The sequence below is a fragment of the Bariatricus sp. TF06-38A genome (assembly GCF_027690675.1).
In the GTDB taxonomy this organism is placed as follows: Bacteria; Bacillota; Clostridia; order Lachnospirales; family Lachnospiraceae; genus Allocoprococcus; species Allocoprococcus comes.
Genome location: NZ_JAQFCE010000003.1, coordinates 18,729 through 33,492 on the forward strand (window position 1 = coordinate 18,729; position 14,764 = coordinate 33,492).

General features: G+C 39.7%; 15 protein-coding genes. 13 read left to right on the top strand and 2 right to left on the bottom strand.

The window, feature by feature from the left end; all coding sequences use genetic code 11:
• The first annotated feature begins 7 nt into the window (after positions 1-7).
• From PG418_RS03895 to PG418_RS03915, 5 genes are all read left to right on the top strand, one after another.
• On the top strand, positions 8-1,003 hold the full coding sequence (locus tag PG418_RS03895) for an ABC transporter ATP-binding protein (protein WP_008369363.1): 996 nt from the start codon (positions 8-10) through the stop codon (positions 1,001-1,003).
• Positions 993-2,465, top strand: a complete 1,473-nt coding sequence (locus PG418_RS03900) for an ABC transporter ATP-binding protein (RefSeq protein ID WP_055155822.1) — start codon at positions 993-995, stop codon at positions 2,463-2,465. The genes PG418_RS03895 and PG418_RS03900 overlap by 11 nt, the downstream gene beginning before the upstream one ends.
• An 18-nt stretch (positions 2,466-2,483) precedes the next feature.
• Positions 2,484-2,696, top strand: a complete 213-nt coding sequence (locus PG418_RS03905; protein WP_008369357.1) for a hypothetical protein — start codon at positions 2,484-2,486, stop codon at positions 2,694-2,696.
• Between the two features lie 30 nt (positions 2,697-2,726).
• Positions 2,727-3,404, top strand: a complete 678-nt coding sequence (locus tag PG418_RS03910) for a GntR family transcriptional regulator (protein WP_008369355.1) — start codon at positions 2,727-2,729, stop codon at positions 3,402-3,404.
• Positions 3,405-3,570: 166 nt separating this feature from the next.
• The gene (locus PG418_RS03915) at positions 3,571-3,813 is read left to right on the top strand and encodes a hypothetical protein (protein ID WP_008369354.1); all 243 of its coding nucleotides are present in this window, start codon (positions 3,571-3,573) and stop codon (positions 3,811-3,813) included.
• Between the two features lie 194 nt (positions 3,814-4,007).
• On the opposite strand, the gene PG418_RS03920 is transcribed toward PG418_RS03915, so the two are convergent.
• Positions 4,008-4,631: an HAD family hydrolase gene (locus PG418_RS03920; protein WP_055246986.1), complete on the bottom strand. Its 624-nt coding sequence runs from the start codon at positions 4,629-4,631 to the stop codon at positions 4,008-4,010.
• A 53-nt stretch (positions 4,632-4,684) separates the two neighbouring features.
• On the opposite strand from PG418_RS03920, the gene PG418_RS03925 reads away from it, so the two are divergent.
• The 7 genes from PG418_RS03925 to PG418_RS03955 all read left to right on the top strand — a co-directional run bounded on the left by PG418_RS03925 (position 4,685) and on the right by PG418_RS03955 (position 13,138).
• Positions 4,685-4,870 (top strand): hypothetical protein, encoded by a 186-nt coding sequence (locus PG418_RS03925; RefSeq protein WP_156333056.1) that lies wholly within the window; start codon positions 4,685-4,687, stop codon positions 4,868-4,870.
• The gene (locus tag PG418_RS03930; RefSeq protein ID WP_055155824.1) at positions 4,828-5,805 is read left to right on the top strand and encodes a LacI family DNA-binding transcriptional regulator; all 978 of its coding nucleotides are present in this window, start codon (positions 4,828-4,830) and stop codon (positions 5,803-5,805) included. The genes PG418_RS03925 and PG418_RS03930 overlap by 43 nt, the downstream gene beginning before the upstream one ends.
• A gap of 112 nt (positions 5,806-5,917) precedes the next feature.
• Complete coding sequence (ilvN, locus tag PG418_RS03935) at positions 5,918-6,418, top strand: acetolactate synthase small subunit (RefSeq protein WP_008369341.1); 501 nt, start codon at positions 5,918-5,920, stop codon at positions 6,416-6,418.
• 137 nt (positions 6,419-6,555) lie between these two features.
• Positions 6,556-7,575, top strand: coding sequence for a ketol-acid reductoisomerase (ilvC, locus tag PG418_RS03940; RefSeq protein WP_008369340.1), 1,020 nt, complete (start codon positions 6,556-6,558; stop codon positions 7,573-7,575).
• A gap of 1,394 nt (positions 7,576-8,969) precedes the next feature.
• Positions 8,970-10,661: an ATP-binding cassette domain-containing protein gene (locus PG418_RS03945; protein WP_022220264.1), complete on the top strand. Its 1,692-nt coding sequence runs from the start codon at positions 8,970-8,972 to the stop codon at positions 10,659-10,661.
• Complete coding sequence (locus PG418_RS03950; protein ID WP_055247044.1) at positions 10,651-12,369, top strand: ATP-binding cassette domain-containing protein; 1,719 nt, start codon at positions 10,651-10,653, stop codon at positions 12,367-12,369. Before PG418_RS03945 ends, PG418_RS03950 begins: the two co-directional genes overlap by 11 nt.
• A gap of 127 nt (positions 12,370-12,496) precedes the next feature.
• A complete protein-coding gene (locus tag PG418_RS03955) occupies positions 12,497-13,138 on the top strand; it encodes a type I phosphoribosyltransferase (protein WP_008369334.1) in 642 nt (213 codons plus the stop codon).
• A 149-nt stretch (positions 13,139-13,287) separates the two neighbouring features.
• Here the strand turns inward: PG418_RS03955 and rpsT are convergent, their stop codons facing one another.
• The gene (rpsT, locus tag PG418_RS03960) at positions 13,288-13,551 is read right to left on the bottom strand and encodes a 30S ribosomal protein S20 (protein ID WP_008369333.1); all 264 of its coding nucleotides are present in this window, start codon (positions 13,549-13,551) and stop codon (positions 13,288-13,290) included.
• A gap of 193 nt (positions 13,552-13,744) precedes the next feature.
• On the opposite strand from rpsT, the gene gpr reads away from it, so the two are divergent.
• Positions 13,745-14,707 (top strand): GPR endopeptidase, encoded by a 963-nt coding sequence (gene gpr, locus PG418_RS03965; protein ID WP_117823782.1) that lies wholly within the window; start codon positions 13,745-13,747, stop codon positions 14,705-14,707.
• Positions 14,708-14,764 lie beyond the last annotated feature (57 nt).

Consider the following 14,764-nt stretch of genomic DNA (forward strand, 5'->3'; position numbering starts at 1 on the left):
AATAACGATGGCATATTTATTGGAAGTAGATGATCTACATACATTTTTTAAGACAAAAAAAGGAATTGTAAAAGCGGTCAACGGTGTTTCCTATCGAGTAGAGCCTGGGAAAACATTAGGTATCGTAGGAGAATCCGGAAGTGGAAAGAGTGTATCGGCAATGAGTATCTTAAAACTTTTGGATGGAAACGGATATATCGACAGCGGTACAATTACTTTCAAGGGAAGAAATCTTGCGGAGTGTACAATCAATGATATGTACCAGATTCGTGGAAATGAGATTTCCGTTATTTTCCAGGAACCGATGACAAGTTTGAACCCGGTATATACGATCGAAAAACAGTTAAATGAAGTTTATTTAACCCATCAGAAAATCACAAAAAAAGAAGCAAGTGAGAAATCACTTGAAATGTTAAAAGCTGTTAAGATCCCGAATCCGGAATCTGTTATGAAACAGTTCCCGCATCAGCTGTCAGGTGGAATGCGTCAGAGAGTTATGATCGCCATGGCTCTTGCCTGCGAACCAAGTCTTCTGATCGCTGACGAACCGACTACTGCTTTGGACGTTACCATTCAGGCACAGATCTTAAAGCTGATGAATGAACTGAAAAAGGAAAAAGGGACCTCTATTCTGTTCATTACACATGACCTTGGAGTTATCAACCAGATGGCAGATGAAGTGGCAGTTATGTATTGTGGTCAGGTTGTGGAAATGTGTAAAGCAAGAACTATCTTTGCAAAAGAGACAACCTGTTCACATCCATATACGGAAGGACTTATGACTTCAATTCCACGTCTGGATACACCGGTCGGAGCAAGACTTGAGGCAATTCCGGGAGCAGTACCTCATCCGCTCAATCTTCCGAAGGGATGTAAATTTGCTCCGCGTTGTAAATATGCAACAGAGAAATGTATGAATGAAGAACCAAAATTAGAGTTGGCAGAAGACAATCACTTGATTCGTTGTTTCTACCCGGATAAGGAGGCACGCCATGCCAAATAATGATGAAAAGAAAGTGCTTTTGAAGGTCACGGATCTGAAACAGTGGTTTCCACTTAAGAAAACAAAGTTATTCCAGAAAGAGCAGGAGTATGTAAGAGCCAATGACGGAATTACTTTGAATATTTACGAAGGAGAAACAGTTGGTCTTGTTGGAGAATCCGGATGTGGAAAATCAACATTTGGAAGAACTTTACTTCAGATCTACAAACAGACAGAAGGTAAGACAATGTATTACGGCAGAACTCTTACCGATATGGCACCGCTTTATGTAGACGAAACAATCAAAAATATTTCTTCTGGTAAAAAGAAAATTGCCGAATTAGAAGCGAAGGCAGAAGCATTAAAAGCGGAATATGAAAAAATGGAAGATTCTGCGGAAAAATTCCAGAAACAGGCCGAATATGAAAATATCCAGAAGAAATGTAATATGGAATTCCTGAATCTTGTTCAGATCATTGGTGGATTCTATAGCTTAGATGACACAAAAGAAGCAGAACAGTTACTGCTTGAAAAATTCAAAGTTGCCAGAGTGATCAGCGGTTTAAATGAAGAAAACCAGATGGAAGGTGTCGATAAGACAAAAGAAATCGCAGAGAAGAAAGTGGAACTTGAAAAAGCGGAGAAGAAGTTAGAAGAACTCCGCAGCAAATATAAAAATGATGAAGCTTTTACAAAATACGAATCATACCGTGATAATGGAGTAGATCTTGCGAGACTGAAAACACAAGAAATGCGTTTCCTTCGTAAAGATATGCAGATGATCTTCCAGGATCCATACTCATCACTGAATCCACGTATGACAGTTGGACAGATCATCGGAGAAGGTCTTCTTGCACATGGCATTTTTAAGAAAAATGATGAAAAAATGCAGGCGTATGTTATGGAAGTCATGGAAAAATGTGGACTTGCACCATATATGATCCATCGTTATCCACATCAGTTCTCCGGTGGACAGAGACAGAGAATCGGTATTGCACGTGCACTTGCATTGAAACCAAGATTCGTAGTCTGCGATGAGGCGGTTTCCGCACTTGACGTTTCCATTCAGTCGCAGATCGTCAACCTTCTGAAAGATCTCGGAAGCGAAGACAATCTTGCATACTTATTTATTTCACATGGTTTGAGTGTTGTAAAATATATCAGTGACCGAATTGGTGTTATGTACCTTGGAAACATCGTAGAGCTTGCAGAGTCACAGGAAATGTTTGATCACCCTACACATCCATATACAGAAGCGCTGTTATCAGCAATTCCGACGACAGACGTAGATTCTAACAGAGAGATGATCCCGCTTGAAGGAGATATCCCAAGTCCGGTTCATCCGCCGAAAGGATGTAAGTTCCATACAAGATGTAAATACTGTACAGAAATCTGTAAGCATATTACACCGGAACTTGTGGAAATGAGACCGGGACATTTTGTAGCCTGTCATAATCCACTCGGAGTAGAAAAGGATTCATAAAATCAGAAAGGAATTAGCATGAGCTTTTTTGGAGGATACAGCAAACGAGGAAGACAGTTGGAAGAACAGGATAAAAAGTTCCTGGAATTTAAAAAGCAGATGAGTGACCAGAACATTGTTTTTGAAAAGGGAGATTATCTGGCTATGGTTTTGGGGGCATTCTGGGCACTCTGGCCGGCTCTGGCCATTACACTGGCAGTAATTGTGGGGATCAGCCTGTTCTTTTTATAAAAAACTGCAAAAATCTGAAAGGAAGAATGAATGGATTATACCAGGAAGGCATCAATACAAAGAAAAACTCTTTGGCAGCAAATCGCTGATGTATTAAGAGAAGACATCATTCGGGGGAAGATCAAACCGGGGGAACGAATTGTAGAAGAAGATATTGCGGAGAAGTTTCATGTAAGCCGGGGACCGGTCAGAGAAGCCCTGCGTCATATTGGGGAGGAAGGATTTGTTGTTTATGAGTCTCATAAAGGCAGTACAGTAAAGACGATTTCCTATGAAGAAATGCAGGAAAAATATCTTGTCCGCTCTACCCTGGAAGTTCTGGCAATCAGGATCATTGCCGGAAAACTTCCGGAAGAAATCGAACGGGAAATGGATGAGTGTCTGGAGCAGATGGAAAAAGCTGCGAAAGAAAAAGATGTGTACCACATTATGTGTTATGATGAACAGTTTCATTCATGCATTGTTCGAGCAGCAAAGTGCGAAACCTTATATAAAATATGGGCAATGCTCCGGGAAAGCAATTTGTGCGGATATTATACAATGGGTGTTGAATCCATCATCCCCTTTGATGTACTTCGCTACAATCATGAGATCCTTTTAAAAGGAATAAAAGAATTGCCTGTTGAAAAGACAGCAAAATTGATTGAGGAGCATTATATGATCGTTCCGGAAGTTCTGCATGAAAAACAGTGTAAGAAATCCGAATAGAACGAAGGATAATGTGATTTCAGTTGTTTTAGATCAGGTGGCTAAAAAGACCACCTGACAGCGGCGTTCTACTTCAAAGCTTCGTCACAAAACAGACTGTGTAAATACTTGCAATTACAAGAAAAAACGAATACAATATAGAAAAAGAGGCAGGTATCAGGCGGAAATGAGACAGATGGAATTTAAAATGGAGCGTCCGGGACTGGTTGAACCCGGACAGATTGTTGATGTGACAGAGGGCGTTGTAGCTGCGTATTTTTATTATACGATTGAGCCGGCTGTGGCAATGAGCGCCAATTATCGTTCATGGCAGAGACTTAAGTCAGGACAGGGAAAGGTGATTGACGTAAAGCAGACACCGCAGGGGTATTATGTGGTGTGTGAATTTGATGAAGAGGATGTGGAATAAAGAGAAGGAAAAATCCACTGGAAAGAATTCAATATAAAAAGATCAGAGAATGATAAAAAATGTGATTATCAGACTCTGATCTTTTTATATTGTCATGTGTATGGAAGGAAACTACCGGTGGCAGACTCTGCTGATGCTGAATGATGGAAAAAACTGCTATATAATCCTGAACCAGGAACATAAACAGAGAAAATCTACAGTCCAAGAAGAGCAGGAAGTTCCCTGATTGCGCCAATCTGTCTTGGTGGATCCGGAATATCACCAAATCCATACGAAGCATAAATAAAAGGCACGTCTGCTTTCTGGCAGGCATCAAAATCACCTGAAGTATCTCCGACATAAACCACATCCTGCAGATGATTGCGCTCCATCAGAAGACGGATGGATTCATTTTTTGGAACCTGTGTCTGACCAAAGCATAAAAAATCTTTGATATATTTTTCGAGTCCCATCGTTTTTAGAAAAACTTCGATATATCCACACTGGCAGTTGCTGACGATATAAAGGCCGGTTTTCTGAGAAAGGTTTTCCAGTGTCTGCGCAACATCTGGGTAAAGAACACCGTGATCGGTTTCAAGCAGCCGATTTTCATAGTTAAAGCAAAGATAGCCGATTCGGTCACGTTCTTCTTTTGGGCAGGAAGGAAAGAGTGCAAGCGTGATCTCATCCATTGTTTTTCCAAAAAGTGACTTAAGCCAATCTGCTGTAAGTGAGAGGGAAAAATCTGTATTCTCCTCTATCGCCTGATTCCAGGATCTGGCAACTGCTTCGGTTGAGTCCCAGAGTGTGCCGTCTACGTCAAATATAATACCATCCATGATTCAATCTCCTGTATCTGAAAAATTATTTAACAGATTAAGGATAGCACAAGGTGGATATCCGGGCAATGATCTGTAAAATATTTTATCGAAAAGTTACAGGTGATGTCGAAAAAATGCGAATTAGTAAGAAAGAAGAAAAGAAGTGTAAGATAGTAGAAACAGAAAAAACAAAAGAAATAAATGGGGGAAAGAAATGGCTGAGGGGAAAATCAGGATCAAAGATATTGCAAAAATAGCCGGAGTGAGTGCAACAACTGTATCGAATGTGATCCATGGAAGAACGGAAAAAGTATCAAGAAAGACGAGAAAAAGGATAGAGGAGATCCTGGATGAACAGGAATATGCCCCAAGCATGGGAGCACGTATCCTTTCCGGAAAATCTTCCGGGATGATTGCTGTAGTTGTTGGAAAAAGGCAGGAATGGGAGCAGGAGAGTGAAAAATTAGAAGAAATACTGCGTGAGATCGAGAAGAGTCTGGATGAGAGGGAATACTATATGCTGCTGCATTTTGTAAAAACAGCAGAAGAATTTGTACGATATGCGGCGGTATGGAAACTGGATGGGGTTATCTGTATCTGGCTCAATGAAGAGGCGTGTACAAGAATCCGACAGATGTGTGCAGTTCCGGTGGCTGCGATATACAGAACAGACCGGATTTACGGAAAAGCCGGTGAGGAAGTCGCAAGGTTTCTGTTTAAAAGAGAGAAACAGAGAATCTGGTTTCTGGATGGAACGGAAGAGTACGGAAAAGTGGTATGGCAGGGAATGCAGAAAATATTTTCAAAAAAAGGCTGCTGTCTTGAAGAAGAACAATATCTGGAAATTCCAAAAGACAGGGATCTGCGGAGAATGTTCTATAAAATCCGGCTGGCAGGGCTTGCTTTATCCGCAGATATGCTCGTATTTGCATCTGCCGTACAGGGAGCAGAGGCTGTCGGTTATCTGCATGATCTGGAAATCAAGGTGCCGGAGGAAATTGAAGTGATGGCAGTCGGAAAAGAAGAAACAGCACTCATTTGCCGACCGCAGCTGACAACAGTCGAATTTGACAAAAAACGATTTGTCCGACAGGCAATTGAAGAATTATATGTCCAGATGATAAAAGGATATATTTTGACAAAATCCGGAAAAATCAGTGTGAAAACGATAATTAGAGGTTCCTGTAATTGATAAAATCGAATTAAAGTGATAAAATTTTAGAAAGCTACTTGACAAAGGTGGTGTCAATTGCTACAATAAAAAAACAGAACGCACTCTGTTTTGTAAAGTAAAGGAGTATGTTATGAGAAAACAAGCTTATTCAATTTTGGTTTATAACAATCCGGGACTATTAAGCCGTATGGCAGGATTGTTCAGCAGACGGGGGTACAATATTGAAAGTATTACCGCAGGTACAACTGCAGATCCGAGATTTACAAGGATCACGATCGTAGCAAGTGGAGATGAACAGATTCTTTCACAGATCGAGAAGCAGGTTCGCAAGATGGAAGATGTGATCGAGATTAAGCCGTTAAATGACAGCAATTCAGTATGCAGAGAACTGGTTATGATCAAGGTTCGTGCAAATGCATCTGAAAGAGCAGAACTTATTTCACTGGCAGATATTTTCCGTGCGAAGATCGTTGATGTTGAAAAAGACTGTCTGATGATTGAACTGACGGGAACCGAATCAAAGCTGAAAGCGTTTATGGAGCTTCTGGACGGATATGAGATCCTGGAGCTGGCAAGAACCGGTATTACCGGACTGAAGCGCGGAAGCGATGATGTGATCATGTTTGATTAAAGCAGAGAGACGTTTTGAAAAGAGCGACGAGCTCGAAAGCGGCACCTTCAGGGATGCAGCAGTAGTTACATAAGAAAGCTAGGGGCATGGAGCCTTTAACTCTATAGAATTCAATAAGTCATAGGAGGAAATTAAAAATGGCAGCAAGAATTTTTTATCAGGAAGACTGTAATTTATCAGTATTAGAAGGACAGACAATAGCTATCATCGGATATGGTAGCCAGGGACATGCACATGCACTGAACCTGAAAGATTCAGGATGCAATGTCATTATCGGTCTCTACGAAGGAAGCAAATCATGGGCAAAAGCAGAAGCTCAGGGATTTGAAGTATATACAGCAGCAGAAGCTGCAAAGAAAGCTGATATCATCATGATCCTTATCAACGATGAACTTCAGGCTGATATGTATAAGAAAGACATCGAACCAAACCTTGAGGAAGGTAACATGCTGATGTTCGCACACGGATTCAACATCCACTTCGGATGCATCACACCTCCGGCATATGTAGATGTAACAATGATCGCTCCAAAAGCACCGGGACATACAGTAAGAAGCGAATATCAGGCAGGAAAAGGAACACCATGTCTGATCGCAGTAGAACAGGATTACACAGGAAAAGCCTGGGACAGAGCACTTGCTTACGGTCTTGCAATCGGTGGAGCAAGAGCAGGACTTCTTGAAACAACATATAGAGTAGAGACAGAAACAGACCTCTTCGGAGAACAGGCTGTACTTTGCGGTGGTGTATGTGCCCTTATGCAGACAGGTTTCGAAACACTTTGCGAAGCAGGATACGATCCAAGAAACGCATACTTCGAATGCATCCATGAAATGAAACTTATCGTAGACCTGATCTACCAGAGCGGATTCGCCGGAATGAGATACTCAATCTCCAACACAGCAGAATACGGTGATTACATCACAGGACCAAAGATCATCACAGAAGATACAAAGAAAGCAATGAAGAAGATCCTCTCAGACATCCAGGACGGAACATTCGCAAAAGAATTCCTTCTCGACATGTCACCGGCAGGACGTCAGGTACACTTCAAAGCAATGAGAAAGAAAGCCGCAGAACATCCATCAGAAGTAGTAGGAGAAGAAATCAGAAAACTCTACAGCTGGAATGGTGAAGATAAACTGATCAATAACTAAGCGATAGGCAACAAGCCGGTCAGCTAAGCGGAAATAGAAGGAGTCCCGGAAAAACATGCTCGCATGCTTTTCCGGGACTCCTTCTATTTCTGATTAGTTAGTTGGCGCCGCCAACGGTCGAACAAGCTCTGCTTGTGAGACTCTGACCGGCTTGTATGTAAATCATTCGACCCACAAACTCACAAACACACCCAGCGGAATCGCGCTATGCGCCAATTCCGCGTCCCCCCCAAAACAGAAGTCCCGTCAAACTACCCATCCAGCCAAACCGCGCTCCCGCGCCAGTTTGGCGTCACCTCTAAACAAAAGTCCCGTCAAACCAATAATTTTCATCTCCAGCATCTCACTTACCTAAGTCGAAAAAAATAAGATTATATTACTGTGAGCAGAGTGGATGAAGAATGGACAAAAGAAATTGTATGATATTATAAAAGACAGTTGTAAAACAGATTTTTCTGTCATTTTTTAGTGATATTATATAAATGAGGCGTAAAACTATAGTAAAGTTGCTTGAATTACTGTTTTTAACATTTTTTGCATAAAACTACAATATTGCTCTTTACAAAACGATACGCTTACATTATATAAAATAAAAACCGTTTTCTATCACAAATGTTCAATGATATATTTTAAATTGATTTGTCAAAAAAATAATAAAACAACAAAAAAGACTGAATATTATTCCTTGTATCAAGTAATATATTGATAATTATCCCATCTGTGATATAGTAAAGATAATAGGTGTCTTTATTGGAGAGGTGAATGAAATGAAAAATGATAAAAAAATGATATTTTTGAAGTTATTAAAGATGCACGAACGAACCCGATTCAACAAATAGAAACTATGGCCAGTGAACTGCATAAAACAGAACATATTTCTCCACTAGATGCTTGCAAATGCACTGGAAATTGTGGTGCTATGTAAATTATGCAAATATAAAGCGTATTAAAATGTAGATATTTAGTGCAAGTAAAGACACCTATCTTGTAAATTACGAATTTCAGTAAAGATATAATGAGAGGGATTAATTATGAGATTTAGTAGTTATAATATGGAAGGGAGAATTAAAAGTAAAACAAAATTTATAAATGAAGGAGTTGCTGAATGTTTTAATAGTGTAAAATATAATAATCATTATATGTTAAATAAGCATGACATAGATATTTTTGAAATATGAAATAATTATGATAGTTATGATAGAAATTATTCTAATTTTATTGCTTGCAAATTTTGCACTAAGTTGTTGGAACAAGGTGGAAAAGATAATTTCTTAAAACTTATTTATGAACAAACTATTTCGAAAGCTGAAGAAATTTATGGAAGTCTCTTATATGATATAAAAAATGAGGTGGAAAGGGAAATCTTATTAGGAATTGATTGTTAGGACGATGAAATGAGAAACGAAAAAAAGTACAATAAAAGTATTTATTTTACAATGGTATTTGTACAGACAATAATACATCTTGTTGTTTTGTCTGAGATATTTTTAAAGCTTTTTTTAATTGACCATATTGTATATGATGCTTCTTCTAAAATTATTATAATGGATTTTATTTGGATCATTATATTGTTTTTACTAGAAAACATCTTACATATATTTAAACAGGCTGCGAAAATATGGATTACAAAACAATATAAAGACGTAATGCCGGAAAAGATTATGCATGTCTGTCAAAAACTTTCTCTTCAATTTTTAGAACAGCAAAATATACAGGAAATAATAAAACGATCCGATTCATATTTTGAAAAATCATTGGAATATACGGATGCATTAGTCAGTTGGCTCAGACTTGTTTTGTCTTCTATCGTTTTAGTCTGGTTTATGAGAAATACTTCATTTTTCGCAATACTTGTTATGAGCATACTCGTTTTAGTTGCTTTTGTGATTAATTTACGGACAACAAAAAATACCTTTGGTTTTTGGAAACGATATATGGAGACAGCACGTCGGTTTAATTATCTTTCTGATTTACAAATTAAACGGGAATATGCTTATGAGCGCCGGATTTATGACACATCGAAGGCTATGGATGAACGATTTTCAAAAGAATTTGATCAGGCTGCCAGGATAAATCGAAAGAGTGGTCATACTCGGTTTCGTGGACAAATATTGCTCGAGAGTATTTTGATAGGAATTACAGTTTTTGTAATGTTTTATTTTGCTTTGCCGAATACAATGGAGTCGATTACACTCGGAACTTATACCGCAATCACGGAAACCATTGCAAGAATGCTAGAGGAACTTTCACGGTGTGCAGAAAGCGTATTTCCAATTCGGGAGTTTCATGGTCTTCGCACAGAATTAATCCGATTTGTAGAAAATGATTTTTTGGAAAAAGGGTCAGCGAATAACTTCAGGGCAGAATCACCCAGAGAAAATGTATTGTCTTTGGACAATTTACAGTTTCGTTATTATGAAAATAATGAAGATACTTTGAAAGGGATCTGCTTTACTTTTGAAAAGGGAAAACACTATGGTCTTGTTGGAGTAAATGGGGCTGGAAAGACGACACTTGCAAAACTGTTGCTTGATCTTTATAAACCGACAAATGGCAGAATCTATGATGGAACTGAGAAAAAGACAGCGCTATTTCAGGATTTTCAGGTTTATCCGGTAACTGTAAGGGAATATCTTTTGATGGGAAATGATTCGAATCTTTCGAATGCCAGAGTGTCAGAGGTACTGGACATGCTAGAATGTTCAAATCTGAAGCAGGGGCTTGACACACCACTTACACTTTTGACAGAAGAAGGAACATTACTTTCAAAAGGACAATTGCAAAGACTGGCAATTGCCAGAGCTTTTCTTTCGGAGGCAGATTTCATTCTTTTGGATGAACCGACAGCCAGTCTTGATCCTATTTCTGAACGGGAAGTATATAGATTGAGTGAACATATATTTCAAGAAAAGACAACGTTATTTATCACGCACCGTCTCGGCGCTGTCAGTCAGATGGATGAAATTCTTGTATTGGATCATGGTCAGTTGGTAGAGCATGGGTGTCATGAAGAACTGATGCGCAAAAATGGAGTTTATCGAAAACTTTATCAAACACAGAAGGAGATGTATGTGGATGAAATTTAACTGTAAGCATACGGTTGTGGCGAAATGTCTCAAACTGGGTGCAGAAATGATGCCAAAACATTTTGCAGGGATGATATTCGTCCACCTATTTCTGGCTGTACTTCCAGTATTTGGCATTCAGATCAGTCGCCGAATCTATCAGCTTGCCGAAAAGTCTGTATTGTCAGACTATCAGGTATTAACATTGCTTCTTCCGGTTTTGCTCTATGGAGCGTATTTGTTTCTGATGAAAAGCTACACCATTTACTATGAGCGTGTGATTGTTCAGTTCGGAGGATTGCTGGAATTTGAGAAGAAAACAAAATTGATACTTCATGAAAAATGTGGAAAAATTGCGATGCGTTATTATGAGATGCCGTCCTTCTATAACAGACTATGGGAAGCGAAAGTTGCAAGTATCAATGTATATCGGGTAGTCGAATGCGTGATTACTTTATCTGGTGCGGTGCTGTCAATTGTTCTTCTTTCTGGATATGCATCTATTATCCATTCGTCTTTTTTTCTTCTTATTGTACTGGCTGCCATTCCAGCACTTTTTGGAAATGTCAGTGAAGCAATTTTAAAAAGTCGCAGGCGTACACAATTAGCGGCTCTTGCAAAAGAAGAAAAGGACCGAAAAGAATGTACAACTGATATCCGCTACACAAAAGAGCGGATTGTATATGAAAGCAGTGATTTTCTTATTCAGAAATGGAAAACTTCTTCCAGAAAACTGCGTGAAAAAGAATATGAAGTGGAAATGCAGGTGTTAAAGATTCGTACTTTTTTGATGTTTTTAAATGTTGCTGCAACAGCAGGTGTCTATGTACTGGCCGGCTATTTGTTTTTCCAGAGAAAAATTGATTATCCAGCGTTCATGGTAGCAGTTTCTGCAACATTTCAGCTTCAGAATCAGTATGCACAGTTGTTTTCAGACTTGGGAGCTTTTTCGCAGTTTTGTCTAATGGTAAAACCATTTTTCCTGTTTCTGGATACAGAGAACGAAACACAAAGAATCGCATCAACGGGTAAAATTGCATTCCATCATGCAGGATTTACGTACCCGACAGGAAAAGAACCGGTGCTTCATGATTTGAATTTTACAATACATGCCGGAGAGAAAATCGCTATAGTGGGGGTGAATGGTGCTGGGAAAACAACACTTTCTAAATTACTGGCAGGATTACTGGTAGTTACAGAAGGGAAAAATGAAGGTGTTCTCGCTGATACACCTTCTGTTATGTTTCAGGAATATCAGCAATATGCATTAACGTTGCTGGAAAATCTTGCTCCCCAGGAATTGGAATTAAAAAATCCAGTACTTGCAGAAGAGCTTCTTACAGAACTAAACCTCAGTCAGATTGCAAAAAATGAAATTCTTGGACGGGAGTTTGGAAAAGTAGATTTGTCGGGAGGGCAATGGCAGAAATTGGCGATGGCGAGAGCATTTTACCACGGAGGGACTTTCTTTTTATTGGACGAACCTACATCAGCCATTGATCCGCTATATGAAAAAGAATTAAATGATCTTATTTTCAGACGTATAGGAAATGACAGTACGCTTATCATTATTTCACATCGTCTTAGTATTGCAAAAATGGCTGACCGGGTACTGGTGCTGGATCATGGTACAATAGCAGAGCAGGGAAAACATGAAGAATTGTTAGCAAATTCAGATTCACTTTATCAAAAACTATGGAATGCACAACTAAGTTGGTACGGAGAATAGATTAGAAAAATTTTTAACTTGTTTCCTTTTTAAAACCTCACGAAATATACATATTGCACAACCCATCCCTCTGTGCTATACTAAAACCAGTCAAAACCACCAAAACAACTTAAAGGAGGAACTAGAAATGGATGAAAGACTGGAAGACCTTCGCTCCGCTAAAAACCCAAAGGCGCGAATTAAAATTTTAAAAGGACACTTTGCAACAAGTCATTCCCACATCAACACCTACATCGACATGTCAACGGTCAAATCCCGTCACAACAATGCCCGTGAAACTGCAAAAGTTCTTGCAGCAGCTTACCTTTCTAACACAACGGTAGATACCATCGTTTGCATGGAAGAGACAGAAGTGATCGGAACCTTCCTTGCCGAGCAGCTTGCCGATGAGAACCAGTACTCACTCAGCAAAGGAAACAACATTTCCATTATTACCCCGGAGATGTATCAGGACGGACAGATCCTGTTCCGTGACAACAAACAGAGAATGGTTGAGAACAAACAGGTTCTGATCCTTGCAGCGTCCATCACAACCGGTAAATCTGTCAAACAAGCAATCGAGTCTGTTCTCTACTACGGTGGAAGAGTCTGCGGAATCAGCGCAATTTTCAGTTCAGTCAACAAGATTGCAGGAATGGAAGTCAATACGATCTTCACAAGCAGTGATCTTCCACATTACAGAGCATATTCTCCAGAAGATTGCCCGAAGTGCAGAGAAGGACAGCGGATCGAAGCTATCGTGAACAGCTACGGTTATTCTAAATTATAAGAGAAAATCAGAAGACAAAAAAAGTCTGTACCGAATACAAGCAGCATTTCAGTACAGACTCTTTTTTGAAAGATTTATGAAAACAAAAAAGACAGCCACTGACGGGATGGCTGCCTTTTTATCATTCATTATTTATCTCGAAACCGGAATTAAGCAATTTCGTTAACAGCTTTTGTTAAACGAGAAATCTTTCTTGCGCAAGTATTTTTGTGGTAAACACCCTTGCTTCCTGCTTTGTTGATTACAGAGATTGCTTCTTTTAATGCAACCTTTGCAGCTTCAACGTCTTTCTTTTCAACAGCAGTTTCAACTTTCTTTACATAAGTTTTCACTTTAGATTTGATTGCTTTATTTCTAGCTGTCTTTGTCTCAGTTACTAAAATTCTCTTTTTTGCGGATTTAATATTAGCCATTTCCGACACCTCCAAATTATCATTTCATAAATTATATAATCATAATATTGAATTCGACGAAAAGTGACACGGAACATCCGTCGAACACACTTATTTATTTTAGGCGAAGAAAGATTGCTTGTCAATACATAATTCCAATTTTTTGCGAAAAACTAAGTGAATAAGACAGAAAATACAGAAATGGGAGAGGACTATGGTTGAAAAGTATAATATCAGGACGGATCTGGCGCTGGAAGAGAAGGAACGGTTTGAATCTGACCATGTTGAGGTTCAGGGTGTGATCTTGACGGAAGAGTATGATGAGGAAAATGAGATCCGCATCACGACCGTGAGGATTGAGACCGAAAACGGAGCAAAAGTGATGGGGAAACCGGTTGGCAGCTATATCACGATCGAGGCACCGGAAATGGCAGTTCCCGATGAAGGATATCATGAAGAAATTTCACAGCAGCTCCGGAAATTCATTGGAGAACTGCTTCCTAAAAGAAAGATGGAAAAGATCTTGGTGGTCGGTCTTGGCAACCGGCAGGTGACACCGGATGCACTTGGTCCTTATGTGGTAGACAACCTGCATATCACAAGGCATATCATTGAGGAGTACGGAAAGTATGCAACAGGGGAAGATGAGGTCTGGTCAGTCAGCGCGATCGTACCGGGGGTTATGGGGCAGACCGGAATGGAGACTGTGGAGGTGATCCGGGGGGTGGTGGCAGAGACAAAACCGGATATCCTTCTGGTGATCGATGCATTGGCAGCGAGAAATTCAAAAAGGCTGAACCGGACGATCCAGATTGCGGATACGGGAATCAATCCGGGATCCGGGGTGGGAAATCACCGAAATGCAATCACGGAAAAGACAGTCGGGATCCCGGTGATTGCAATCGGTGTGCCGACTGTAGTGGATGCGGCAACCATTGTAGGCGATACGATGGATAATCTGCTCAGTGCAGTGGAAGTATCTGAATCTTTAAAAGGCATGGCAAGTGTGATTAAAGGATACAGTCCGGCAGAAAAATATGAGCTGATCAAAGAACTGATCGCGCCACATTTAAATGGAATGTTTGTAACACCAAAAGATATTGATGAGACCGTCAGGCGAATCAGTTATACGATTTCGGAGGCACTGAATATGCTTTTTGCAGCTTCAGCGACATAATCAGGCAGTGAGCTGCATATATTATGTCAATATGACACAAAAGGTCAGGGGCAGGAT

Excerpts from the sequence above, each read along its gene's own strand:
- PG418_RS03900 (WP_055155822.1), top strand. The coding sequence starts at position 993 with ATGCCAAATAATGATGAAAAGAAAGTGCTTTTGAAGGTCACGGATCTG.
- PG418_RS03945 (WP_022220264.1), top strand. The coding sequence starts at position 8,970 with ATGAGAAACGAAAAAAAGTACAATAAAAGTATTTATTTTACAATGGTA.
- PG418_RS03905 (WP_008369357.1), top strand. The coding sequence starts at position 2,484 with ATGAGCTTTTTTGGAGGATACAGCAAACGAGGAAGACAGTTGGAAGAA.
- ilvN (WP_008369341.1), top strand. The coding sequence starts at position 5,918 with ATGAGAAAACAAGCTTATTCAATTTTGGTTTATAACAATCCGGGACTA.
- PG418_RS03930 (WP_055155824.1), top strand. The coding sequence starts at position 4,828 with ATGGCTGAGGGGAAAATCAGGATCAAAGATATTGCAAAAATAGCCGGA.
- PG418_RS03950 (WP_055247044.1), top strand. The coding sequence starts at position 10,651 with ATGAAATTTAACTGTAAGCATACGGTTGTGGCGAAATGTCTCAAACTG.
- PG418_RS03895 (WP_008369363.1), top strand. The coding sequence starts at position 8 with ATGGCATATTTATTGGAAGTAGATGATCTACATACATTTTTTAAGACA.
- PG418_RS03920 (WP_055246986.1), bottom strand. The coding sequence starts at position 4,631 with ATGGATGGTATTATATTTGACGTAGACGGCACACTCTGGGACTCAACC.
- PG418_RS03955 (WP_008369334.1), top strand. The coding sequence starts at position 12,497 with ATGGATGAAAGACTGGAAGACCTTCGCTCCGCTAAAAACCCAAAGGCG.
- ilvC (WP_008369340.1), top strand. The coding sequence starts at position 6,556 with ATGGCAGCAAGAATTTTTTATCAGGAAGACTGTAATTTATCAGTATTA.
- rpsT (WP_008369333.1), bottom strand. The coding sequence starts at position 13,551 with ATGGCTAATATTAAATCCGCAAAAAAGAGAATTTTAGTAACTGAGACA.
- PG418_RS03910 (WP_008369355.1), top strand. The coding sequence starts at position 2,727 with ATGGATTATACCAGGAAGGCATCAATACAAAGAAAAACTCTTTGGCAG.
- PG418_RS03915 (WP_008369354.1), top strand. The coding sequence starts at position 3,571 with ATGAGACAGATGGAATTTAAAATGGAGCGTCCGGGACTGGTTGAACCC.
- gpr (WP_117823782.1), top strand. The coding sequence starts at position 13,745 with ATGGTTGAAAAGTATAATATCAGGACGGATCTGGCGCTGGAAGAGAAG.